The following is a 20,214-nucleotide window of genomic DNA, read 5'->3' as shown; positions in this document are numbered from 1 at the left end:
TGCGCGGGCGTGGTCGGTAGGTCGGGTCGTCATACGAGAACGTCGATGGTCGCCGACGGGTCGGTCAGGATCCACGGCGCGGCTGCCGAGAGAGCGGCGGCCGTTTCGTGGGCGGATGCCGCCTGCCGCGGGTTTCCCCGCTGTTGCTGTCCCTCGTCCCCGCGGTCCGTGGGCTGGTTCTGCGACGACAGGTCGAGGTTGCTGCCGAGACCGGCGCCGCTCATGTCGCGGCGGATGTCGGGCAGGATCGCCCGCAACGCGTCCCGGGCGATCTCGGAGGGGGCGAACAGTTCGACCCGCACACCCTCGGCGCCGACGTGGGCCCGTACGGTGATCGGTCCGAGGTTGTCGGGGGTGATGTCCACGGTCATCACGTGCTCGCCCGGGCCGGCCGCGGCGAGGGTGAAGATCGGGGTGGCGAGCTGCGGCGCGAGCGGCGGGGCCGGGGCGGCGACCACGGAGGCCGGCGCTGCGGCCTGGGCCGGAACGGTCGGCGTCGCGGCGGCGACGGCCGGCGTCAGGGTGAGCGGAGCGACGGGCGCGGCGTCGGCGGCGGAATCGGACGCGGCAACGGTCGTTGCCGGGAGAACCTGTTCCGCGGACTCGGCCGTGACCGGGGCGACAGCGGCAACCGGGGATGCCGGGACGGGGGACGCGGACGAGACGGGGGAAGCGACGGGAGACCCGGGCATGACGGGGGACACGACTGGAGACCCGGGCATGACGGGGGACGCGGCACCGGCGGACGCGGGCAGTGGGGAAACTGTCGCGGCACCGGGGAACGTGACGGGGGAAACGGACGCGGCCGATTCCTGTGCCGAGGGCACGTTCGCGGCTGACGCGGGAGCGGTAGTCGTGGACGCGGCAACGGCGGAAGTTGACGCGGGAGTTCCGGTTGCCCGGGGAACGACGGGAGAGGCGGCGACCGCTGCCACGGCCTGCGCGACGGGTGCCGCGGCGGGAGCGGTGGTCGCGGCACCCGACACGGCAGAGAGCGTCGCGACGCTCGCCGCGGCGCTCGCCGCCGTGGCGGAGGCGACGGCCTGCGCGGCCGCGGCGGGTGCGGCCGGGAGGTCGGCGGACGGGGCCGAGGGGACCCCGGCGGCGTCCGCGGGGACGAGGCCGACGGGGAGCGTGACGGGGGCGGCCTCGGGGAGCGGGGTCGCGACGAGGAGCGGCGCGGCGGTGGGCGCGGCGTCGGTCTCCGCGGCGGGGTCGGAGTCGCCGGCGGGGTCGGCCGCGGCATCCGTCTCGCCCGGCTCGACGGCCGCGGCCGACCCGGTGAACTCGGCAGCGAGTGCCGCGAAGAGGTCGTCGGTCGTCGAGGCGGAGGCCTGCTCGGCCGGAGCCTCGTCGACGGGAGCGGCGGTGCCCGCCTCGGCGGCGGGCGCGTCGGTCAGGCCCGCGTCGGAGGCGGCGGAGATCGCGCCGAGCAGCTCGGAGCCGAAGCCCTCCGCGCCGGACTGGCCGCCGGACTGCGATTTCGTGTTCGTTGAGGCCGGCGGGGCGGCGGCGACGAGACCGATCATGCTCACGGGGTGTCCTCTCCCTTGCGGTGGATGCTGGTGGATGCGATCTCGTCGACGACCGCCTGCTGGGCGGCGAGGTCGGCGCCGTCCTCGGTCTCGATGTGACGGATCTCGAGCTTCTCGAGGCCGAGCGACCGTGCCCGAGCCGCGGCGTACGCCGCGGCGGCTTCGGCGACCTGCGCCTGGTTCCGAGAGTCGGCCGCCTCGAGTTCGGCGAGCATGCTGCGCGACGACGACCGGGCGGCCGCGATCGCGTAGAGCACGTTGCTGCTCGTGGCGTCCGCACCGGTTCCGCCGAGGGCGGCGCGGGCGCGGTTCTGGCGGGCGGCGTTGTCGCGGGCGCGGGCATTGGCGGCGGCGAGGTCGCTCGCCGCCTGCTCCTGCTGCACCTGGCGCAGGCGGAGCAGCCCGGCGAGACGGAACGCGCGCGCCATCAGGCACCCCCGAAGGCTCGGGTGAGGCGGGTGAGCTGCGCCCACGCCTCGACGACGCCCGACTGGTCGGTCATGCGCTGCTGCAGGAACGCGTTGATCTCGGCCTCGTAGGTGACCGCGGCGTCGACGAGCGGGTTGGCGCCCGGCTGGTACGCGCCGATGTCGAGCAGGTCCTGCGCCGACTTGCGGGCGGCGAGCACTTTGCGCAGCATCGAGGCGGTCTCGGTGTGCTCGCGGGTGTTGACCCGGGAGGCGACGCGCGAGATCGAGCCGAGCGCGTCGACGGAGGGGAAGTGTCCGGAAATCGCGAGCTTGCGGTCGAGCACGACGTGGCCGTCGAGGATCGAGCGGGCCGAGTCGGCGATCGGTTCGTTGTGGTCGTCGCCGTCCACGAGCACCGTGTAGATGCCGGTGACCGAGCCGACCTCGCCGGTGCCCGCGCGCTCGAGCAGCTGGGCGAGCAGGGAGAACGTGGACGGCGGGTAGCCCCGGGTGGCCGGGGGTTCGCCGACGGAGAGTCCGATCTCGCGCTGCGCCATGGCGACGCGGGTCAGCGAGTCCATCATGAGCATGACGTGGGCGCCGCGGTCGCGGAACGACTCGGCGATCCGGGTGGCGACGAACGCCGCGCGCAGGCGCATCATGGCCGGCTCGTCGGAGGTGGAGACGACGACGATGGAGCGCGCGAGGCCCTCCTCGCCGAGGTCGTCCTCGAGGAACTCGCGCACCTCGCGGCCGCGCTCCCCGACGAGGGCGATGACCGAGACCTCCGCGTCGGTGCCGCGCGCGATCATGGAGAGCAGCGACGACTTTCCGACACCGGAGCCGGCGAACAGGCCCATGCGCTGGCCGCGGCCCACGGTGGTCAGTGTGTCGAGCACGCGCACCCCGAGCTGCAGCGGGGTGTCGATGCGCGCGCGGCCCATGGCCGACGGGCTCTCGTTGTCGAGCGGCACCCAGCCGTCGGCGACGATCGGGCCTTTACCGTCGATCGGCCGGCCGAGACCGTCGATCACGCGGCCGAAGAGCCCGGAGCCGGTGGGCACGAGCATCGGCTCGCCCTGGGCGCGCACGGGGGCGCCGGCGCTGATGCCGGTGAGACGGTTGAGAGGCATGCAGCGGAGCCCGGTACGCGTCGTCGCGATGACCTCGGCGACGATCGGAGCCGCGCCGGCGCCCGACGAGTCTCCGATGGTGACGAGGTCGCCGATCGCGCAGTCGATACCGCTGACCTCGACGCCGAGGCCGACGATGGACGAGACGATGCCGACGCGCTGCGGGCGGGCGGCGGCGACCGCGGCGCGGAATCCGCGCGAGGCCGGGGGCAGCAGCGTCGTCGTCATGACCGCGCCTCCGCGATGGCGGTGCGGGCGCGCTCGATGGCGGAGGAGACGCGGCAGTCGAGGTAGCCGTCCGCGAACTCGGTGACGGCGTCGCCGCGGCCGAGCGACGGGTCGGGAACGAAGGTGACGCCGGTGGCGGCGAGCAGATCGGCATCGAGCACGCCGAGGTCGTCGGGGTTGAGGCGCACCACGTGCACGCCCGACGCGTCGACGGTGGCGAGCGCCCGGTGCAGGGCCGAGGCCGCCGCGGTGCCGACGTCGCTGAATTCCGAGGCCACGACGGCTTCGGCGAGTTGGATGGCGCCTTCCGCGAGAATCGCGTGGGCGGTCTCGAGCACCGGCACCGTGCGGGAGTCGAGCGCCGCGCAGGCGGCGGCGAGCAGAGCGACGGCGCGGTCGGTGCGGGCACGCGCGTGGCTGACCACGGCCGCGTGCTCGGCGTCGAGCTGGGCGATGCGGGCCGCGACCTCGGCCTCGGCCGCACGGAGCCCGGCGGCGTAGCCGGCCGCGTGGCCGCCCGCACGGGCGCGGTCGTCGCGGTCGTCCTGGCGCTGGTTGCGCAGGGCGGGGTAGGTCAGCGTGGAGAACTCGGCATCAGTAGACATATTCGTCCTCGTCGCCGCGCTGCACGGTGATGCTGCCCTGCGCCTCGAGGTCGCGGATCGCCCGCACAACCTCGGCGCGCGCCTCCTCGACCTGCGATGCACGCACGGGGCCGAGCGACGATGCCTCGTCCTCGAGGATCTCGCGGTTGCGCTCCGAGAGGTTCGACTTGATGACGTCGATGACGGCCTCGGTCGAGCCCTTCATGGCGATGGCGAGGATGCCGGTGTCGATGCCGCGCAGCACCTGCTGCACGTCGCGCTTCTCGAGCTTGACGATGTCGGCGAAGGTCAGCATGCGCGAGCGCACCTCTTCGGCGAGCTCGGGGTCGATCTGGTCGAGCTGTTCCAAGAGCGCGCGTTCGGTCGCGACATCCGCCCGGTTGATGATTTCGACGAGCGGCTGCACACCGCCGACGGCCTCGACCGCGTCTCCGGTCGACGTGACAGCTCCGGCGCGGGACTTGAGCGTGTCGGCAACGACGCGCACGGCCTCGGGGATCGCGACGCCCATGGTGCCGATGCACTGGGCGACCTCGGTGCGCAGGTCCTCGTCGAGGCCGGCGAGGACGGGCGACGCGTGCTCGGGGCGCATGTGGGCGAGCACGAGGGCGATGGTCTGCGGCAGTTCGCCGTCGAGCAGGGTCATGATCTGGGCGGGTTCGACGCTGTCGAGGAACTCGAACGCCTTGCCGGCCATGTTGGAGGCGACCCGGTTCATCAGGTCGCCGGCCCGCTCGGCCCCGAAGCTCGCCTCGAGCAGGGTGTTGGCGAAGTCCTTGCCGCCGCGCGAGCTCCACCCGCCCTTGACGGTGAGCTCGAGGTACTCGTTCATCACCTTGTCGGCGACCGCGGATTCGACCCGCCGCAGCTTGATGATCTCGCCGGCGATCTCCTCGGCCTCCGACTCGCTGAACTGCTGCATGACCGAGGCGGCCGCCTGCTGGTCCATGCTCATCAGGACGACGGCGACCTTCTGGGTGCCGCTGAGGGTGGTGGCGAGGTCGGTCATGCGTTCTGCTTGCTATCCATGAGGCCGCGCAGGAACTCCGCGGCGCGCTGCGGGTCCTGGGCCGCGAGGGCGTCGATTTCGGCGCGGGTGCGGTCGATGTTCGGCTCGATGAGAAGAGGGGATGCCGGGACCGTCGGAATCGCCGGACGCAACGGGGTCGCCATGACCTCGGGCTGCGTGTCGTTGAGGATCGAGCGCAGGTCGGCGAGGTCGGCAGCCTCCTCGATGTCCTGCTTGCGACGACGCGAGCGGGCGGCGAAGACGGCGATCGCGATGATGACGGGCAGGGCGATCGCGAGGGCGATCACGCCGGTGCGGATGAGGTCGGCCATACGGTCGGCATCGGCGGCGGCAGCAGCGGCCTCGAGCGCCTGGGCGGCCTCTTCGGCGCCGGCGCCGTTGAACGGGACGACCTCGACGGTGACGACGTCGCCGCGTTCCTCGTCGATTCCGGCGGCGGAGGAGACGAGGGCGGTGATGTCCTCCACGTTCAGGCCGGTGGCGGTCGCCTGGTTGAGCGCGACCGAGATCGTTTTGCGGGTGAGCACACCGGCCGGGATCGTGGTCGACTCGGTGACCTTGTTGACCGCGTTGTTGCGCACGATCGACGAGGAACCGGTGGCCTCGGCCTCCGCGCCCTCGGCGGGGACGGCGATGTTGTCGGGGCCGAGCACGCCGGCCGCGGTGTCGCCCGCGACGTCGCCGCCCTCGACGGTGGCCGATTCGCTGAGCGCGAGCGTGCCGTCGGGGGAGCTGAAGGTCTCTTCGACGCGCTCGCCCGACTCGCGGCTCATGTCGGCGGCGACCACGACGGTGGCGTTGCCGGTTCCGACGACCTTGTCGAGCATGGTCTGCACCGAGGCGCGGATCGCGGTCTCGTAGTCGGACATCTGCTGGTCCGCGCCGCCGACGGCTCCCTCGCCCACGGCGGAGAGCACGGTGCCCTTGGAGTCGATGACCGCGACGTCTTCGGGCGCCATGCCGTCGATGGACGCGCTGGTGAGGTGCACGATCGCCTGCACCTGGTCGGAACTGAGCGAGACGCCGTTCTGGGTCTCGACGAACACCGAGGCGGTGGGGTCGTTGGTCTCGGAGACGAACACCGTCTCCTCGGGGATCGCGAGCCGCACCGAGGCGTTCTGCACGCCGGTGAGGGCGGAGATGGTCTTCGCGAGCTCGCCCTCGAGGGCGCGCTTGTAGGTCACGTTCTGCTGGAACTCGGAGGCGGTGACGCCCATCGAGTCGAGCAGCGAGTAGCCGCCTGTGCTCGACGACGGCAGGCCGGCCGCGGCCGCCTTGAGGCGTTCGTCGTAGACGTTCTCCTCGGGCACCATGATCGTGGCGCCGCCGTTGGCCAGCTCGTAGGGAACGCCGTCGGCACGCAGCTGCTCGACGAGCGTGTTCGCGTCGGCGCCACTGAGGCCCGAGAACAGCGGGGTGTACGAGGGCTTCGTGATCCAGAACCCGAGGGCGACGATACCGAGCACGAGAACCGCGACCCCGATGAGGGCCACGGTGCGCTGGGCGATCGTGAATTCGCGGATGGCGTCGGCGAAGCGGCCGAACGCGGAAGTGACCTGGCGGGGCATTAGGCCTGCATCCTCATGATCTCGTTGAAGGCGTCGACGCCCTTGTTACGCACGGCGGCGACGAGTTCGAGCGTCACCGAGGCGCGGGACGAGGCGAGCGTCGCGTTGTGGATGTCTTCGAGGTCGCCGGTGACGGCCTGGATGGCGAGTTCGCTCGAGGTGTTCTGCAGACCCTGCAGTCCGTCGACCGCCCCGGTGAGCGACGCGGCGAATCCGGAACCGTCGGTGGACTGCACACCGCCGGCGGCCGAGACGTACCCGGTGCCGGTGGTGCCCTGCACCGAGGTCAGAGAGAGCGGGTCCATTAGTTGCGTCCGATCTGGAGTGCTGCCTGGTAGGTCTCTTTCGCGCGGTCGACGACCGCGGCGTTCGCCTGGTAGCCGCGCTGGGCCAGGATGAGCTGGCCCATCTGCGAGGCGAGGTCGATATCGGGGTAGCGCACGTAGCCTTCGGCGTCGGCGAGGGGGTGGTCGGGCTCGTAGACCAGCCGGCCTTCCGCGTCGCCGTAGGCCGCGCCCTGCACGTAGGCGCCGGTGGTGCCCTCGCCCTCCTGGGCGATGACGTAGCGCGCCTGGAACGCGTCGTCGGTCGTCGCCTTGACGGTGTTGACGTTGGCGAGGTTGTCGGAGACCGCGTCGAGCCACTTGCGGTGCACGGTGAGGCCGGTGCTGGCGATGCCGATCGCGTCGAAGGTCATCAGTTGGTCCGCATCGCCGTGCGCAGCGCGCTGAACTGGCCGCCGATGGCCTGGCTGGCGAACTGGAAGCGCAGCACAGTGTCGACGTTCGACAGCGTCTCGGTGTCGAGGTTGACGTTGTTGCCGTCGAGACGGGTGGGCTCGAGCGAGCGGGCGGTGACGGCCGTGACGTTTCCGTCGCCGTTCTCCACCGACTGGGCGAGGGCGTCTTCGAAGAGCACGCGCTTGGCCGTGTAGCCGGGGGTGTTGACGTTCGCGATGTTGCTCGCGATCACACGCTGGCGCAGAGCGAGGCCGTCGAGGGCGCTGCTCAGGGCGTTGGAGGACACAGATTCAAGCACGGCTGTTCCGTCTCGTGAAGAAGAAACGAAGCGGCCGATCCGTGGCCTGATGGTGAGCAATCCGTGCTCTCGAAACTAGCTATCGGTCACGAACCCTCAGGCGTTAGATGAGGATTGAAGAATTCTTCAGCCCGAGACGTCGAGGTAGACCGACTGGTCGTCGCGCGTGCTCGGGATCGAGCGCACGGCGGCAAGGTGGCGTCCGGTTTCGCGGTGCAGCTCGTCGAGGGTGTGCAGCGACTCGCGCTGCTCGGCCAGCAACGCGACCGCCCGCTCGCGGAGCTCGGTCGGCATCGGGCCGAGATCGGTCGGCGGCTTCCAGGTGACGTGCGGAGCGGCATCCGCTGCCGTGCTCGAATCGAGCGCCCGCAGGTGGGATGCCTCGAGTTCGGCCATCACGTCGGCCCAGCTGTCGAACTGCGGAATCGGTGAACTAGGCAACGCCGAGCATCCCGCCGGTGACTGCCGGGAGCGACTGCGGTGCGGGCTGGGCGACGGTCAGCTGGCCGGCCGCCTCGTGCCAGGCCTGGCGCAGCGGCTCGAGCAGCGTGACGCACTCGCGCACCGCGTCGAGGTCGCGGTGGATGTTGCCGCGGATCAACGCGGCGCTCACGTAGGTGTAGAGCGCGAGCAGCCGTTCGCCGCCGTCCCACGCGTCGACCTTGAGCGACGAGGTGAGCTCGGCGACGATGTCCTGGGCGTGCAGCAGGTTGCTGGAGACTACGGCCCACGACCGGGTCTCGTGCGCGGCTTCTGCGCGGCTGAGGTCGAGCAGCAGCCGGTCGTAGAGCATCGTGAGCAGGCGCGCGGGCGAAGCGGACATGATTGAGTCCGTGGCGTAGCGGTTCAGCTGCTGCTTCGGGTTCGCGTACATCGTCATCATCAGTCCTTCTGCGCTTGCAGTGCGTCGACTTGCGAGGTGAGCCAGGTCATCTGGGCGTTCATGTTGCTCATGCGGACCTCGAACGCCGAGTACATGCGCTGCAGGTTCGCCTTGCGGGTGGCGAGGCGGTCGTCCCACCGCTCGACCTGGTCGCTGAGGTTGTCGATCGTGGTCTGGGTGCCGGTGATCTTGGAGGTGATCGTGCCGACGGTCTTGTCGGAGAGCCCCTTGGCGGCGTCGGCGAGACGTCCGGCGATCTCGGTGATCGCCGCCTGGACTCCGGCGGGGTCCTTCGCGAAGGCCGCGGTGAACTTGGCCTCGTCGAATTCCATCGTGCCGGTCTTGGTGATCGAGATCCCGTACTCCGACGGCGACTTGCCATTGACGGGCTGGGATGCCGCGGCGAGCAGTTTCGAGGAGACGTCGCGCACCGTGCTGTCGCCGGTGAAGACTCCGCCGGAGACGATCGCGGCCCCCGTCGCATCGGTGCTGGTCGTGACCGACGAGCGCGTCTTGATGTAGGCGAGTGCCTCGTTGAGCGAGGTGACGAGCGCTTTCACGGTCGTGGCCGACGTCGCGTTGTCGCGGGAGACGGCGACGGTGACCGGGTCGGCCGAGACGCCGGAGACCGTCACGGAGACGCCGGGGAGGAGGTCGGTGAAGGTGTTGGTCGTCGAGGTGATGACCTGCTCGGCCGCAGTGCCCTTCCAGAGGGTGACCGAGGCGTCCTGAGCGGTGCGGACCGTCGCGGCGCCCGCCTGAGCGAGCACGTTCGTCGCGGTTCCGGCGGTGACGTCGGCCTCGGTGCCCGCGTACACGGTGAAGGCGTTCTCGGCACCGCTCGCCTTGCCCGTGAGCTGGAGGCGGTACTGCACCGCGCCGCCCGCGTCGGTGCCCGAGGCGACCTTTGTCGCACTCACCCCCGCGGCGGAGCCGTTGATCGCGGCGACGACGTCGTCGAGCGAGTTGGAGTCGGCGGTGATTTCGGTCGCGACGCCGTCGGCGCCGACGATGGTGATGACGGGCGGGTCGGTCCAGGCGGTCATCGGCGCGGTCACGCCGGACTGCGACTGGGCGAGGGCTCCGACGACGATGTCGATTTCGCCGCCGACGGCACCCGTCGTCGCCGTGGCGGTGACCTTGGTCGAGGTGCTCGTGGCGTTGTAGAAGTCGAGGGCCGCTGGCTTGGCGGTCGTGGCAGACAGCGTCTGGAGGGCGGCGACCAGTGCGTTCAGGCCCTGCAGAGCGGTGACCTCGGTGGTCGCGCTGGTGACCTTGTTCTTGAGGAGAGTCTGGGGGATCGTCTCCAGAGCCATCAACGAGGCGATGAGCTCCGTCGTGGGCAGACCACTCGCGAGGCCGTCGAGACCGAGTGTGGCCATGTCCGATCTCCTTCGCTGAGTGGCTGGTGTGGTGAGGGCGGTGGGTCGTGCTGGTGGGGGTGAAACGCCCGGCGGCGCTCGATCAAGACGTCCAGTTCCCTCTCGAGAACCGCCGGGCGTTGGTATCTACCCGTTCGGACTAGCCGAGGAGCTGCAGAACGCCCTGGTTGGACTGGTTCGCCTGCGCGAGCATGGCGGTACCGGCCTGCGACAGGATGTTCGCGCGGGTGTAGCTGACCATCTCGGACGCCATGTCGGTGTCGCGGATACGCGATTCAGCAGCGGCCAGGTTCTCCTTGGAGACGTTGAGGCTGTTGATCGTGGACTCGAAGCGGTTCTGCACGGCACCGAGGCCGGCGCGAGCCGTCGACACGTTGGAGATCTGAGCGTCGATCTTGGTGATCGCAGCTGCAGCGCCCGCGGCGTTGGTGAAGTCGAGCGCGCCAGCGGGTGCCGCGACGCCGACCGAGAGGCCGGTTCCGGGGGCGGTTGCTGCCGTGACGACTCCGCCGGTCTTCGACGAGATGATGAGCTTGTTCGTGGCGTCAACCGTCGCGACGAGGTCCGTCTTGAAGTTGGCGTCCTTGTTGAGCGCTGCGGCAACCTCGTTGACCGAGGTCATGCTGCCGGCCGCACCGAGCGATGCGGTGGTGACGACCGTCGCGGCGCCGCCCTTCGTGACCGTGAAGGACTGAGCGCCGGTGACCGCGGTCGGGGTGGCGACAGTGATCTGCGATCCAGCAGCACCAACGGTGAGCGCCGAAGCGACACCCTTGACGTTCGCACCGGTGAGGCTCACCGAGATCTGGCTGCTGGCGGCACCGTCTGCACCGACCTGGAAGCTGAGCGACGCGGACGAGCCGTCGAGCAGCTTCGTGCCGTTGAAGTTGGTGACGTCGGAGATACGCGTGAGCTCGGCGGTCAGCTGCGTGGCCTCCGTCGTGATGGCGGCACGCGACTCGGAGTTGTTCGAGTCGTTACCGGCCTGGACGGCGAGGTCGCGGAGACGCTGCAGGATCGAGTGGGTCTCGGTCAGCGCGCCTTCAGCGGTCTGGATGACCGAGATGCCGTCCTGAGCGTTACGCGAGGCGACCGTGAGGCCACCGACCTGCGCACGCAGGCCCTCGGAGATTGCCAGACCCGCTGCGTCATCCGCTGCGCGGTTGATGCGGAGGCCGCTGGAGAGCTTCTCAAGCGACTTCGACAGGTCGTTCTGCGTGTTGGACAGGTTGCGGTACGAGTTGAGCGCCGCAACGTTGGTGTTGATCTGCATACCCATGATGTTTTCCTCCGTGATTGGGTTTGGCTGCATCTGCCCATCCATGGGCCGATACCTTTAGCTATCGGCTGCCCGCCAAAACGCGTTAGGCACGAAGCGAAGCTTTTTTAGTCGTGTTCGAAAGCCGAAATCAGGATGCCGCGGCCTCGGTGCGCACGGCGCCCCGGTCGCGCACCGAGGTCACCATCGCGGCCTCGGCCACCCGCGCCAGGTAGGCGCTGCGGCTCGAGATCGCGATGCGCGATGCGGGCGTGTACTCGCCGGCAGAGTCGGGCGCGTCGGAATAGTGGGTCTCGAGCCCGTCGCGCAGCAGGCGCACGGCCTCGCTGCGCAGCTGCGACACGGCGGAGTGGGTCGTTCCCGACTCCTCGGCGATCTCCTTCACCGTCTTGTCGTCGAAGTAGATGGCGGAAATGACGACGCGCATCTTCTCGGGGAGCGAATCGACGGCAGCGCGCAGGTAGGTGAGCCGCTCGGCGGAGAGCACGGTCTCCTCGGGCAGCGCCGAGTCGGCGACCAGCACGTCGGCGACGGTCTCGTCGAGGGTGACGACCACGCGCGACGCGTCGGCGATGCCGGCGGCGGCTTCCTCGCGGTCGACGCCGAGCGCGGCGGCGATCTCGTCGACGTTGGGCTTGCGGCCCATCGCGGCGGTCAGAGTGTCCTGCACGGCCATAGTGTCTTTGATGCGGCGGCGTGCGCCGCGGGTCGCCCAGTCGCTCGAACGCATCTCGTCGGCGAAAGCGCCGACGATGCGGCGGCGGGCGAAGGCGCCGAACGGGATGCCGAGTTCGGGGCGGAACGAGTCCGCGGAAGAGACGAGTGCGAGCGCTCCGGCGGACGCCAGGTCGTCTCTCGACAGGTGGCGCGCCTTGGCCCAGACCTCGGAAACGAGATACCCGACGAGTGGCAGATTTTCCACCACCAGCTTGTTTCTTTCAAACCGTTCCACAGCGTGACCCCCGTCAACGTTGTTGCAACGGCACGCGCGGTACAGCGCGAATGCCGCTTAATTCTGGACGTAATGTCGTGCATCGCGAGCCAGGGTAAACACGCGCTTTATTCGGGTACTTGCGACTGTATGCGTTCAGCCAACTGACAGAAAGCAAACTCTGGGGGTGCAGCGCCCCCAAAGCGGGTCGCCCCCGAACGGGGCTCCCTCGAACGGGTCGCGCGTTCAATCGGCGTTAAATCCCGGAAATCCGCCAAAGTTTCCCGGCTGTTCGGCTAACGGCGTTGGTACCCTTGCCGACAGTCGCTTATGACGCGAACCCGGGGCTACTCAAGATCCCTTCTGGCGGTGTATCGCTCGAGCAGGCAGAGAGGTCATTCAGTCATGGGTACACATGAACTGTCCGCGTCCCTGTGGCGAGAGCGGGAGTTGCTCGAACTGCTGGTCTTCAAACTGACCGAAGAGCAACTGCTGCTCACCTCCGGCAAGGCGCGCTGGCTGCAGTACGCCACGCAGGAGGTCGAACAGGTCATGCAGAAGCTGCGTCTGGCCGGCCTCGCCCGGTCGGTCGAAGTGACGACGCTCGCCGACGAGCTCGGTATCGACGAGGGCGCCACGCTCCGCGAGATCACCGTTCACGTCAGCGACGAGACCTGGCGCGGCATCCTGACGGCTCACCTGACCGCCATGACCGCCCTCACCCGTGAGATCCAGGAGCTGCGCGACCTGAACGTGCAGTACCTCCGCGTCGCCATCCGCTCCACGCAGGAAGCGCTCGCGCATGACGGCTCGTCCAGCGGCACCTACGACGCCAACGGCGTCTCCGAAGCTTCGGTCAATGCCCGAATGTTCGACCTGAAACTCTAGATCGAACCGAAGAAACCAAGGACACGACAGTGAGCACCTTCAGCGGCCTGAACACCGCCTACACCGGCCTCGTCGCCGCCCGTCAGGGCCTCGACGTCGTTGGCCAGAACATGGTCAACATGAACACGGCCGGCTACACGCGTCAGCGTGCGGTGCAGAGCGCGGCGGGTTCGCTCGCCCAGGTCGGTCCGCTCACCGGGCAGGTCAAGGTCGGCCAAGGAGTCTCCGTCACCTCGATCGAACGCCTCGGCAACGAGTTCCTCGACAACAAGGTGCGCACCTCGAGCGCGTCGAGCGGCTACTGGGGCGTGCGCGGCAACGTGCTCAGCACCCTCGAGGCGTCGCTGCACGAACCCGGCGACGACGGCCTCTCCGCCCAGCTCAGCACGGTGTGGGGCGCCTGGGAGGACATGAGCAACCGCGGGGGCGATGCGGCCACCGCCGCCGTCCTGCTGCAGCAGTCGAGCGCGCTTGCCACCCAGATCTCGGTGGGGTACACCGCGGTCGACTACCAGTGGACGCAGCTGCGCAGCGAGGCCGTCGGTATGGCGAACGAGCTCAACGACGCCGCGTCGCAGGTGGCGGGGCTCAACGGCCTCATCCGGTCAACGCTCGCCGCTGGCGGATCGGCCAACGAACTGATCGACCAGCGCAACGCCCTCACGACGACTATCTCCACCCTCACCGGTGCAAGCGTGCGCACCCTGCCTGACGGCACCGCCGAGGTGCTCGTCGGCGGCAACGCTCTGGTCTCCGGCGACAAATCGTACAAGATCGCCGTGACCGGCGGCGCATCGATGGCCGCTGCCGGCACCAACCCCGTCACACTGTCGTGGGTCGACCGCCCTACCGTCCCCGTCGGGGCCGACGGCGGCGAGATCGCCGGCGCGCTCTCCATGCTCGGAACCGGCGGCGCGCTCGTGCAGGCGGCGAACAGCTACAACGAGTTCGCCACCAAGCTGGCCGGCGACGTGAACGGCATCCACAGCGGCGGAGCGATCGCCGACGGAACCACCGGCCACGACTTCTTCGGCTTCACCGCCGGCGTACCGGCGGCTCTCGGCCTGATCGTCATCCCGACCGACGTGAGCCAGATCGCCAACGCGGCGCCCGGCGCCGGCGGCCTCGACGGTTCGGTCGCCGCCGCTATCGGCAAGCTCGGCACGGCCGTGGATTCTCCCGACTCGCTCTGGTCGACGATCGTCACCGGTATCGGGGTCACGACCAAGACCGGCGTGCAGCAGTCGGCTCTCGCCGACCTCTCGACGAAGGCGGCGGTCAACAACCAGCTCGCCAGTGCCTCGGTCGACATCGACGAGGAGAACGTCAACATGCTGACCTTCCAGACCGCCTACCAGGGTGCGGCGAGAGTGATGACGGCGGTCGACGAAATGCTCGACACGCTCATCAACCGCACCGGAATCGTGGGGAGATAGCCCGTGATCAACCGCGTCACCAACCAGGGTCTGATGATCACCGCGCAGCGCAACCTGCAGCAGAGCCTCAGCGCCCTCGCCCAGAAGCAGAATGCGGCCGGAACCCTCGTCCGCATCAATCAGCCCTCCGACGACCCGGCAGGCACGTCCGATTCGCTGCGAGTCCGCTCGGCCCAGGCGGCGACCAGCCAGTTCGCCCGCAACATCAGCGACGGCAACGCCTGGCTGACCACCGTCGACACCGCGCTCTCGACCTCCACCGACATCATGAGCCGCGTGCGCGACCTGACAGTGCAGGGCGCCAACGACGGCGCCATGTCCCCCCTGCAGAAAGAGGCGATCGCCGTCGAGCTGGAGAGCCTGCGCGCCGAACTGCTCAAGACCGCGAATACCTCCTACCTCGGCCGCTCGGTCTTCGCCGGCAACTCCGACGCGGGGGTCGCGTTTAACGACGACCTCACGTTCACCGGCACGGGCAGCTCGGTCGAGCGCCGCATCGGCACCGACGTCGCGATCCGCGTCGACGCCGACGGCGCTGCCACCTTCGGGGTCGGCGACGATTCCATCTTCGCTCTCGTCGACAACATCATCACCGACCTGCGCTCCGGCGTGAACGTCGGAACGCGTCTGACGGAGATCGACACCAAGGTGGCGACTATCCTCGGTCAACAGGGCGCGGTCGGCGCCCGCCAGGCGCAGGTACTGAAGACCCAGGGAGCGAACGTGACCGAATCAGTTTCTCTCGAGGCACAGCGCGCCGAAATCGAGGACCTCGACCTCGGCCAGGCCATCATCGATCTCAAGGCACAGGAATTGAACTACCAGGCAGCACTCTCCGTCACCTCGCGCGCCCTCCAGCAGACCCTCATGGACTTCCTCCGATGAGCGCGCTCCTGACCTTCGCGACCTCGCCGCACGGCCTCGCCCCGCACACGCGATTCGTGCTCACCGACATCGACGGCGCCGACGGCCTGTTCTCGCTGCAGTCCGCCGACGACAGCGGTATCCGTCTGTTCGTGCTCGACGCCGGCGTGTACCTGCCCGACTACGCGCCGATCATCTCCGACGAGGACTGCGTCGCCCTCGACATCCATGCCCCGACCGACGCTCTCGTCCTCGTCGTCGCGAACCCGGGTGCCGACGGAACCACGACCAACCTGCTCGCCCCCATCGTGGTCAACGCGGCGACGGGTGCCAGCGCGCAGATCATTCTCGAGGGCCAGGACTACCCCCTGCGCGCGCAGCTCACCGCCGACCGCGCCGCCTGAGCCCTCCCCGGCGAGACCGGTCGCGCTGAGGCACATTCATGCCCGACCCGTAAGGGTCTTCCGGCGATCCCCCGTACGAGGGATAGTGTCACTCATCACCGCCCAATGAAGGGAGATCACTGATGAGCATTACGTCGCACACCTCGAAGAAGTCGGCCACCACCGTCGACATCGCGTGGACTGTCGAGCAGGCCGGCCTCTGGGTCGCGCGTCGCAACGGCGACTTCGTCGGAATGGTGGAGGCACGCTGGGGTGCCGGATTCGCCGCGACGACGCGGCTGGCCAAGACCCTCGGCACCTTCGCCACCATCGAGGAGGCCGAGCGGGCGCTCGAGGAGTCGCTCGACTGACGGTGACTACAGGCCGGCCGCGCCCACGGCAAAGGTGTCGCACGCGGCCGGCCCGCTCTCGAACCCCGCGGTGAACCACTTCTGGCGCTGATCGCTCGCGCCGTGCGTCCACGATTCCGGGTTGACCTGCCCGGTCGCCGCTTCCTGAATCCGGTCGTCGCCCACGGCAGCGGCGGCGCTCAACGCCTGGGCCACCTGATCGGTCGTGAGCGGCTCGAGGAACGGCGTGCCACTTGAATCGGCGACCGTCGACGCCTCCCCCGCCCATGCGCCGGCGAAGCAGTCGGCCTGCAGTTCGAGGCGCACGCCGTCGGACGTGGGGCCGGTGGTCTGCTGGTCGAGGGTGTCCATCGTGCCGCTGAGGTTCTGGATGTGGTGGCCCCACTCGTGCGCGATCACGTACATCTCGGCGAGCGGTCCGCCCGTCGCGCCGTAGGTCGTGCGCAGCTCCTCGTAGAAGCCGGGGTCGATGTAGATCGTCTGGTCGGCGGGGCAGTAGAACGGGCCGGTCGCGCTGGTCGCGCTGCCACAGCCCGTGCCGGCCTGCTCGTCGAACAGGACCACTCCCGGCGTGACGTACGCGGCGGAGGACTGTGCGCTCCAGTAGGTGTCGAGAGAATCGGATGCCGCGGCGAGACGGCAATCCAGGCCGTCGTTCGCGTCCGCGCCGGTCTCGCAGTTCTGGATCGCCTCGTCGGTTGCCGTGTCTCCGCCGCCCGCGAGGCCCGCGAGACCGGTGACATCGACCCCGATCAGTTGCGAGACGATGAACAGCCCGATAACAAGCAGACCTCCACCGCCCGCGGCGATCCCCGTCGCGCGACCGCGTCGGCGCACCTTGCTCGAGTCGATTTTGGCGTTGTCGTTGAACGTCATTTCCACACCGTACTCCGTGGATGTTCCTCCGCCGGAAAACTCGACCGCTCAACCGCCTCCCGCGCGGGTCCGACGGTCGGCCCGCCCGGCACCGACGCCCGCCTTGCGGTGTCCCCCGTTCACGACGATTAGTCACGGCCCCCCGTGTCCCTCGGCGGGGATATGCCGACACGGCTGTACCCCGTACAGTAAGGGCCTGGGTTCCGCGTGAAATCACGCGTCGAGGCCCCACGGCCCGCGGACAAATCCGCCAACCTAACCACAGCGCGTGTACCCCGCGATGCCCCCCAAAGGGGGGATGCCTGCCGCGTGAGCAGCGAGCCTAACCTCGGGATCGTCTCCCCCCTACGGGTGACACCAACCCGACAACGAGACGACGCCGGCACTTACCCAGTCGACGCACCGCCTCGGCAAACGAAGTTCGAGCACCGCCACCCACGGTGCTCTCAGTGGTCCCCGCTGTACTGGAATTGCAGGAATAACATGGTCGAATTTGCGGTCTCCCGAACCCGCGCCCGGCGTACTGCGCCACATCACCCGTCACATCAACGCACCATCCACGATTCGACCGAGCCGATTGCTGCAGCCATACCGGCCAGCGGGGCCCGCTGGGCGGGCGGCTACCGCCGCAAGCTCCGCATCACCGACGCCTCGGTGATCGTGCTCGCGGTCGCCATCACGTTCGTCGCCCACCTCGGTGTGAGCCACGACACCGCCGGCTTCACCTGGATGTCACTGCTCGTGCTCGGCATCTGGACGGCCTCCCTCTCCGCCTTCCGCAGCCGCGACCCCCGCGTCATCGGCGTGGGGGCGAGCGAGTACAAGCGCGTGCTCAACGCGAGCATGACGGCGCTGGGCATCCTCGCCGTCGCTTTCGTCGTCTTCCAAGCCGACGCCGCGCGCTGGTTCGTGACCCTCACCTTCCCGGCCGGCCTGCTCGGTCTGCTTCTCGGCCGGTGGCTGTGGCGCCAGTGGCTGATCACGCAGCGTGCGGCCGGCCATTTCCTCTCCCGCGTCATCGTCATCGGCGGACGCCGCGACGTCGAGAAGGTCGTGCGGCAGATGCACGCGAACTCGGGCGCCGCCTACCTCGTCGTCGGTGCCGTGGTCGAGGAGGGGCAACCCACCCAGTCGATCAGCGCCCTCGGCGACCTCGTCGTGCTGAGCGACCTCAGCCGCACCGCCGAGTTCGCCAAGACCCTGCGGGTCGACGGGGTCGTGGTCGCCGGCCAGGCGTCCGACAGCGATTTCATCCATGATCTGGCCTGGGACCTCGAGGGCTCGACGGCCGAGCTGATCCTCGCCACCAGCCTCGCCAACATCGCCGGACCGCGCATCCACTTCCGCCCCGTCGACGGACTCCCGCTCATCCACGTCGAGATCCCGCAGTTTGACGGCGCAAAGCATGTGGCGAAGAGGGCGATGGATGTCGCGATGGCGAGTGTCGCCCTGCTCTTCCTCAGCCCCGCTTTCGCCGTCATCGCCCTGCTGGTCAAGCTCGACAGCCCCGGTTCCGCGTTCTTCGCGCAGGAGCGGGTCGGCCGCGGAGGCCATCCGTTCCGCATCCTGAAGTTCCGGTCGATGTCCGAGACCGCCCCGCACCCCTATGAGGCGGTGGGCGCCGAGAACGACGGCAACGGCGTGCTCTTCAAACTGAAGAACGACCCGCGTGTCACCCGTCTCGGCAAGGTGCTGCGCAAGTACTCGCTCGACGAGCTGCCGCAGCTCTGGAACGTGCTGATGGGCGATATGAGCCTCGTCGGCCCGCGCCCGCCGCTGCCGATCGAGGTGAGCGCGTACGAGGAGCACGTGCACCGCCGGCTGTACATCAAGCCGGGCCTCACCGGCATGTGGCAGGTCGGCGGCCGCTCGAACCTGAGCTGGGAAGACAGCGTGCGCCTCGACCTCTACTACGTGGAGAACTGGTCGCTGATGGGCGACCTGATCATCCTGTGGCGCACGGTGAAGGTCGTCGCCCAGCCGGTCGGAGCGTATTGATGATGGGACTCGACGCCACTCTCGCGGGCAACGAGCTGCCCGCCCGCATCGCGGTCTCCGCCGACATCGACCCGCGGGCGACGATCGGCGCCGACTCGGTGGTCTGGCACCTCGCCCAGGTACGCGAGTACGCCCAGCTCGGGGCCGGCTGCATCGTGGGACGCGGCGCCTATGTGGGCCCCGGCGTCATCATCGGCCGCAACTGCAAGTTGCAGAACTACGCGCTGATCTACGAGCCGGCGCTGCTCGAGGACGGCGTCTTCGTCGGCCCCGCCGTCGTGTTCACCAACGACTCCTACCCGCGGGCGATCAACGTCGACGGGTCGCGCAAGTCGAACGACGACTGGGAGGCGGTCGGAGTGACGGTGCGCACCGGCGCCTCGATCGGCGCCCGCGCCGTGTGCGTCGCCCCGATCACGGTCGGCCGTTACGCGCTCGTGGCTGCCGGGGCCGTCGTCACCAAGAACGTGCTCGACTACGCCGTGGTCGCCGGGGTCCCCGCCCGCCGGGTCGGCTGGGTCGGCCGGGCCGGGGTGCCGCTGGAGCGCGCGGCCGACGGCTCGTTCGTCTGCCCGAGGACTGGCGAACGCTACGAAGAGACCGAGGGGATGCTCACGCCGTTATGACGATGGACCGCAGACACCGCATCACCCTGGTCGCGCTCGGCGCGGCCACCGTGGCGTGCGCGCTCGTCGCCGCGAATCTGCCCCAGCCGACGTCCGAGACGTCGGCGGGTGCACCCGTGGTCGCCGCGCCATCCGCCAGCCCTCGGAGCACCGAGGCACCGGCTCCCGGACCGACCGCACCGCCGCTCGACGTGCAGCCCGCGACCCCCGTGCCGCCGTCGAACGGCGAGATTCCGGATGCCGCGGCCGACCCCGCGCCGGCGCCCGCGCCCGCGCCGACCGTGGCTCCTGCCCCCGCACCCGCCCCGGCGCCGGCCGTGCCCCGCACGACCACGGAGGTGGAGCACCTGCCGACCGATCCCGTCGTAATGCCGGCCGACCCTCCGCCCGCGCCGCTCGCGACCCTGCCGCCCGAGGCGGTCTCCGCGGCCAAGGCGCTCGTGCCCGGGTTCCCCGACAGTCTGACCCTGCTCGCGGGCTCGACCGTGGTGTCGTCCTCGCTCGATTCGGACGGACCCGTGGTACACGCGACGGTGGACGCGACGACGACGGAGTCGCCGCAGTCTGTCGTCGAGTACTTCCAGTCGGCGTTCGCGAAGCTGGATCTCGCCGGAAGCCCCCTGCCGGCCGCGGGCTCCGACACCGGAATGGTTTTCGCGCGCGCCGACTCGAGTGTGACGCTCACCGTCTCGCCGACCGCGGCCGGGGCCGCGTACTCCCTGTTCGCCGTGCTGACCGTGGCGCAGTAGC

At 69.6% G+C, this 20,214-nt stretch carries 23 protein-coding genes; 8 read left to right on the top strand and 15 right to left on the bottom strand.

What is annotated here, in order from left to right:
* Nucleotides 1-29: 29 nt before the first annotated feature.
* The 14 genes from fliK to HD599_RS17490 all read right to left on the bottom strand — a co-directional run bounded on the left by fliK (nucleotide 30) and on the right by HD599_RS17490 (nucleotide 12,043).
* Complete coding sequence (fliK, locus tag HD599_RS17555) at nucleotides 30-1,529, bottom strand: flagellar hook-length control protein FliK (protein ID WP_246376977.1); 1,500 nt, start codon at nucleotides 1,527-1,529, stop codon at nucleotides 30-32.
* Nucleotides 1,530-1,531: 2 nt separating this feature from the next.
* Complete coding sequence (locus tag HD599_RS17550; protein WP_184240023.1) at nucleotides 1,532-1,963, bottom strand: hypothetical protein; 432 nt, start codon at nucleotides 1,961-1,963, stop codon at nucleotides 1,532-1,534.
* The gene (locus tag HD599_RS17545; RefSeq protein WP_184240021.1) at nucleotides 1,963-3,306 is read right to left on the bottom strand and encodes a FliI/YscN family ATPase; all 1,344 of its coding nucleotides are present in this window, start codon (nucleotides 3,304-3,306) and stop codon (nucleotides 1,963-1,965) included. Before HD599_RS17545 ends, HD599_RS17550 begins: the two co-directional genes overlap by 1 nt.
* Nucleotides 3,303-3,911 carry a FliH/SctL family protein gene (locus HD599_RS17540; protein ID WP_184240019.1) on the bottom strand — a complete coding sequence of 203 codons (609 nt, stop codon included), beginning with the start codon at nucleotides 3,909-3,911 and terminating at the stop codon, nucleotides 3,303-3,305. Before HD599_RS17540 ends, HD599_RS17545 begins: the two co-directional genes overlap by 4 nt.
* Entirely contained in the window at nucleotides 3,901-4,920 is a 1,020-nt protein-coding gene (gene fliG / locus HD599_RS17535; RefSeq protein WP_184240017.1) for a flagellar motor switch protein FliG, read from the bottom strand. The genes HD599_RS17540 and fliG overlap by 11 nt, the downstream gene beginning before the upstream one ends.
* Complete coding sequence (gene fliF, locus HD599_RS17530) at nucleotides 4,917-6,509, bottom strand: flagellar basal-body MS-ring/collar protein FliF (RefSeq protein WP_184240015.1); 1,593 nt, start codon at nucleotides 6,507-6,509, stop codon at nucleotides 4,917-4,919. Before fliF ends, fliG begins: the two co-directional genes overlap by 4 nt.
* Entirely contained in the window at nucleotides 6,509-6,814 is a 306-nt protein-coding gene (gene fliE, locus HD599_RS17525) for a flagellar hook-basal body complex protein FliE (protein WP_184240013.1), read from the bottom strand. The genes fliF and fliE overlap by 1 nt, the downstream gene beginning before the upstream one ends.
* A complete protein-coding gene (locus HD599_RS17520; RefSeq protein WP_184240011.1) occupies nucleotides 6,814-7,206 on the bottom strand; it encodes a flagellar basal body rod protein FlgC in 393 nt (130 codons plus the stop codon). Before HD599_RS17520 ends, fliE begins: the two co-directional genes overlap by 1 nt.
* Complete coding sequence (locus tag HD599_RS17515) at nucleotides 7,206-7,547, bottom strand: flagellar basal body protein (protein WP_184240009.1); 342 nt, start codon at nucleotides 7,545-7,547, stop codon at nucleotides 7,206-7,208. Before HD599_RS17515 ends, HD599_RS17520 begins: the two co-directional genes overlap by 1 nt.
* Before the next feature lie 126 nt (nucleotides 7,548-7,673).
* A complete protein-coding gene (locus HD599_RS17510; RefSeq protein WP_184240007.1) occupies nucleotides 7,674-7,988 on the bottom strand; it encodes a hypothetical protein in 315 nt (104 codons plus the stop codon).
* Nucleotides 7,981-8,427 (bottom strand): flagellar export chaperone FliS, encoded by a 447-nt coding sequence (gene fliS, locus HD599_RS17505; RefSeq protein WP_184240005.1) that lies wholly within the window; start codon nucleotides 8,425-8,427, stop codon nucleotides 7,981-7,983. The genes HD599_RS17510 and fliS overlap by 8 nt, the downstream gene beginning before the upstream one ends.
* Nucleotides 8,428-8,429: 2 nt before the next feature.
* Nucleotides 8,430-9,812 (bottom strand): flagellar filament capping protein FliD, encoded by a 1,383-nt coding sequence (gene fliD, locus HD599_RS17500; RefSeq protein ID WP_184240003.1) that lies wholly within the window; start codon nucleotides 9,810-9,812, stop codon nucleotides 8,430-8,432.
* A 139-nt stretch (nucleotides 9,813-9,951) separates the two neighbouring features.
* On the bottom strand, nucleotides 9,952-11,091 hold the full coding sequence (locus HD599_RS17495; RefSeq protein WP_184240000.1) for a flagellin N-terminal helical domain-containing protein: 1,140 nt from the start codon (nucleotides 11,089-11,091) through the stop codon (nucleotides 9,952-9,954).
* Between the two features lie 130 nt (nucleotides 11,092-11,221).
* On the bottom strand, nucleotides 11,222-12,043 hold the full coding sequence (locus tag HD599_RS17490) for a sigma-70 family RNA polymerase sigma factor (protein WP_184239998.1): 822 nt from the start codon (nucleotides 12,041-12,043) through the stop codon (nucleotides 11,222-11,224).
* 384 nt (nucleotides 12,044-12,427) lie between these two features.
* Between HD599_RS17490 and HD599_RS17485 the strand changes: the two genes are divergently transcribed.
* The 5 genes from HD599_RS17485 to HD599_RS17465 all read left to right on the top strand — a co-directional run bounded on the left by HD599_RS17485 (nucleotide 12,428) and on the right by HD599_RS17465 (nucleotide 15,964).
* Entirely contained in the window at nucleotides 12,428-12,910 is a 483-nt protein-coding gene (locus HD599_RS17485; RefSeq protein ID WP_184239996.1) for a flagellar protein FlgN, read from the top strand.
* A 29-nt stretch (nucleotides 12,911-12,939) separates the two neighbouring features.
* Nucleotides 12,940-14,346 carry a flagellar hook-associated protein FlgK gene (flgK, locus tag HD599_RS17480; protein ID WP_184239994.1) on the top strand — a complete coding sequence of 469 codons (1,407 nt, stop codon included), beginning with the start codon at nucleotides 12,940-12,942 and terminating at the stop codon, nucleotides 14,344-14,346.
* Between the two features lie 3 nt (nucleotides 14,347-14,349).
* On the top strand, nucleotides 14,350-15,231 hold the full coding sequence (flgL, locus tag HD599_RS17475; RefSeq protein ID WP_184239992.1) for a flagellar hook-associated protein FlgL: 882 nt from the start codon (nucleotides 14,350-14,352) through the stop codon (nucleotides 15,229-15,231).
* Nucleotides 15,228-15,614, top strand: coding sequence for a flagellar assembly protein FliW (locus tag HD599_RS17470; protein ID WP_184239990.1), 387 nt, complete (start codon nucleotides 15,228-15,230; stop codon nucleotides 15,612-15,614). Before flgL ends, HD599_RS17470 begins: the two co-directional genes overlap by 4 nt.
* Before the next feature lie 122 nt (nucleotides 15,615-15,736).
* On the top strand, nucleotides 15,737-15,964 hold the full coding sequence (locus HD599_RS17465) for a hypothetical protein (RefSeq protein ID WP_184239988.1): 228 nt from the start codon (nucleotides 15,737-15,739) through the stop codon (nucleotides 15,962-15,964).
* 6 nt (nucleotides 15,965-15,970) lie between these two features.
* On the opposite strand, the gene ypfJ is transcribed toward HD599_RS17465, so the two are convergent.
* A complete protein-coding gene (gene ypfJ, locus HD599_RS17460; protein ID WP_184239986.1) occupies nucleotides 15,971-16,840 on the bottom strand; it encodes a KPN_02809 family neutral zinc metallopeptidase in 870 nt (289 codons plus the stop codon).
* Between the two features lie 483 nt (nucleotides 16,841-17,323).
* Here ypfJ and HD599_RS17455 point away from each other — a divergent pair, with 483 nt between their 5' ends.
* The 3 genes from HD599_RS17455 to HD599_RS17445 are packed head-to-tail and all read left to right on the top strand — an operon-like array spanning nucleotide 17,324 to nucleotide 20,213.
* Nucleotides 17,324-18,838: a sugar transferase gene (locus HD599_RS17455; RefSeq protein WP_184239984.1), complete on the top strand. Its 1,515-nt coding sequence runs from the start codon at nucleotides 17,324-17,326 to the stop codon at nucleotides 18,836-18,838.
* 2 nt (nucleotides 18,839-18,840) lie between these two features.
* Complete coding sequence (locus HD599_RS17450) at nucleotides 18,841-19,464, top strand: acyltransferase (protein WP_184239982.1); 624 nt, start codon at nucleotides 18,841-18,843, stop codon at nucleotides 19,462-19,464.
* 2 nt (nucleotides 19,465-19,466) lie between these two features.
* Nucleotides 19,467-20,213: a hypothetical protein gene (locus tag HD599_RS17445; RefSeq protein WP_184240703.1), complete on the top strand. Its 747-nt coding sequence runs from the start codon at nucleotides 19,467-19,469 to the stop codon at nucleotides 20,211-20,213.
* Nucleotide 20,214 lies beyond the last annotated feature (1 nt).

This window comes from Conyzicola lurida (assembly GCF_014204935.1).
Taxonomy (GTDB): domain Bacteria; phylum Actinomycetota; class Actinomycetes; order Actinomycetales; family Microbacteriaceae; genus Conyzicola; species Conyzicola lurida.
Note: the sequence above shows the minus strand (reverse complement) of the source record. Positions and strands in the feature narration are given on the sequence as shown.

What these genes read in the sequence shown, in the direction of transcription:
- fliK (WP_246376977.1), bottom strand. Translation starts at nt 1,529, where the DNA reads ATGATCGGTCTCGTCGCCGCCGCCCCGCCGGCCTCAACGAACACGAAA.
- HD599_RS17550 (WP_184240023.1), bottom strand. Translation starts at nt 1,963, where the DNA reads ATGGCGCGCGCGTTCCGTCTCGCCGGGCTGCTCCGCCTGCGCCAGGTG.
- HD599_RS17545 (WP_184240021.1), bottom strand. Translation starts at nt 3,306, where the DNA reads ATGACGACGACGCTGCTGCCCCCGGCCTCGCGCGGATTCCGCGCCGCG.
- HD599_RS17540 (WP_184240019.1), bottom strand. Translation starts at nt 3,911, where the DNA reads ATGTCTACTGATGCCGAGTTCTCCACGCTGACCTACCCCGCCCTGCGC.
- fliG (WP_184240017.1), bottom strand. Translation starts at nt 4,920, where the DNA reads ATGACCGACCTCGCCACCACCCTCAGCGGCACCCAGAAGGTCGCCGTC.
- fliF (WP_184240015.1), bottom strand. Translation starts at nt 6,509, where the DNA reads ATGCCCCGCCAGGTCACTTCCGCGTTCGGCCGCTTCGCCGACGCCATC.
- fliE (WP_184240013.1), bottom strand. Translation starts at nt 6,814, where the DNA reads ATGGACCCGCTCTCTCTGACCTCGGTGCAGGGCACCACCGGCACCGGG.
- HD599_RS17520 (WP_184240011.1), bottom strand. Translation starts at nt 7,206, where the DNA reads ATGACCTTCGACGCGATCGGCATCGCCAGCACCGGCCTCACCGTGCAC.
- fliS (WP_184240005.1), bottom strand. Translation starts at nt 8,427, where the DNA reads ATGACGATGTACGCGAACCCGAAGCAGCAGCTGAACCGCTACGCCACG.
- fliD (WP_184240003.1), bottom strand. Translation starts at nt 9,812, where the DNA reads ATGGCCACACTCGGTCTCGACGGCCTCGCGAGTGGTCTGCCCACGACG.
- HD599_RS17495 (WP_184240000.1), bottom strand. Translation starts at nt 11,091, where the DNA reads ATGGGTATGCAGATCAACACCAACGTTGCGGCGCTCAACTCGTACCGC.
- HD599_RS17485 (WP_184239996.1), top strand. Translation starts at nt 12,428, where the DNA reads ATGGGTACACATGAACTGTCCGCGTCCCTGTGGCGAGAGCGGGAGTTG.
- HD599_RS17470 (WP_184239990.1), top strand. Translation starts at nt 15,228, where the DNA reads ATGAGCGCGCTCCTGACCTTCGCGACCTCGCCGCACGGCCTCGCCCCG.
- HD599_RS17465 (WP_184239988.1), top strand. Translation starts at nt 15,737, where the DNA reads ATGAGCATTACGTCGCACACCTCGAAGAAGTCGGCCACCACCGTCGAC.
- ypfJ (WP_184239986.1), bottom strand. Translation starts at nt 16,840, where the DNA reads ATGACGTTCAACGACAACGCCAAAATCGACTCGAGCAAGGTGCGCCGA.
- HD599_RS17455 (WP_184239984.1), top strand. Translation starts at nt 17,324, where the DNA reads ATGGTCGAATTTGCGGTCTCCCGAACCCGCGCCCGGCGTACTGCGCCA.
- HD599_RS17450 (WP_184239982.1), top strand. Translation starts at nt 18,841, where the DNA reads ATGGGACTCGACGCCACTCTCGCGGGCAACGAGCTGCCCGCCCGCATC.
- HD599_RS17445 (WP_184240703.1), top strand. Translation starts at nt 19,467, where the DNA reads ATGGACCGCAGACACCGCATCACCCTGGTCGCGCTCGGCGCGGCCACC.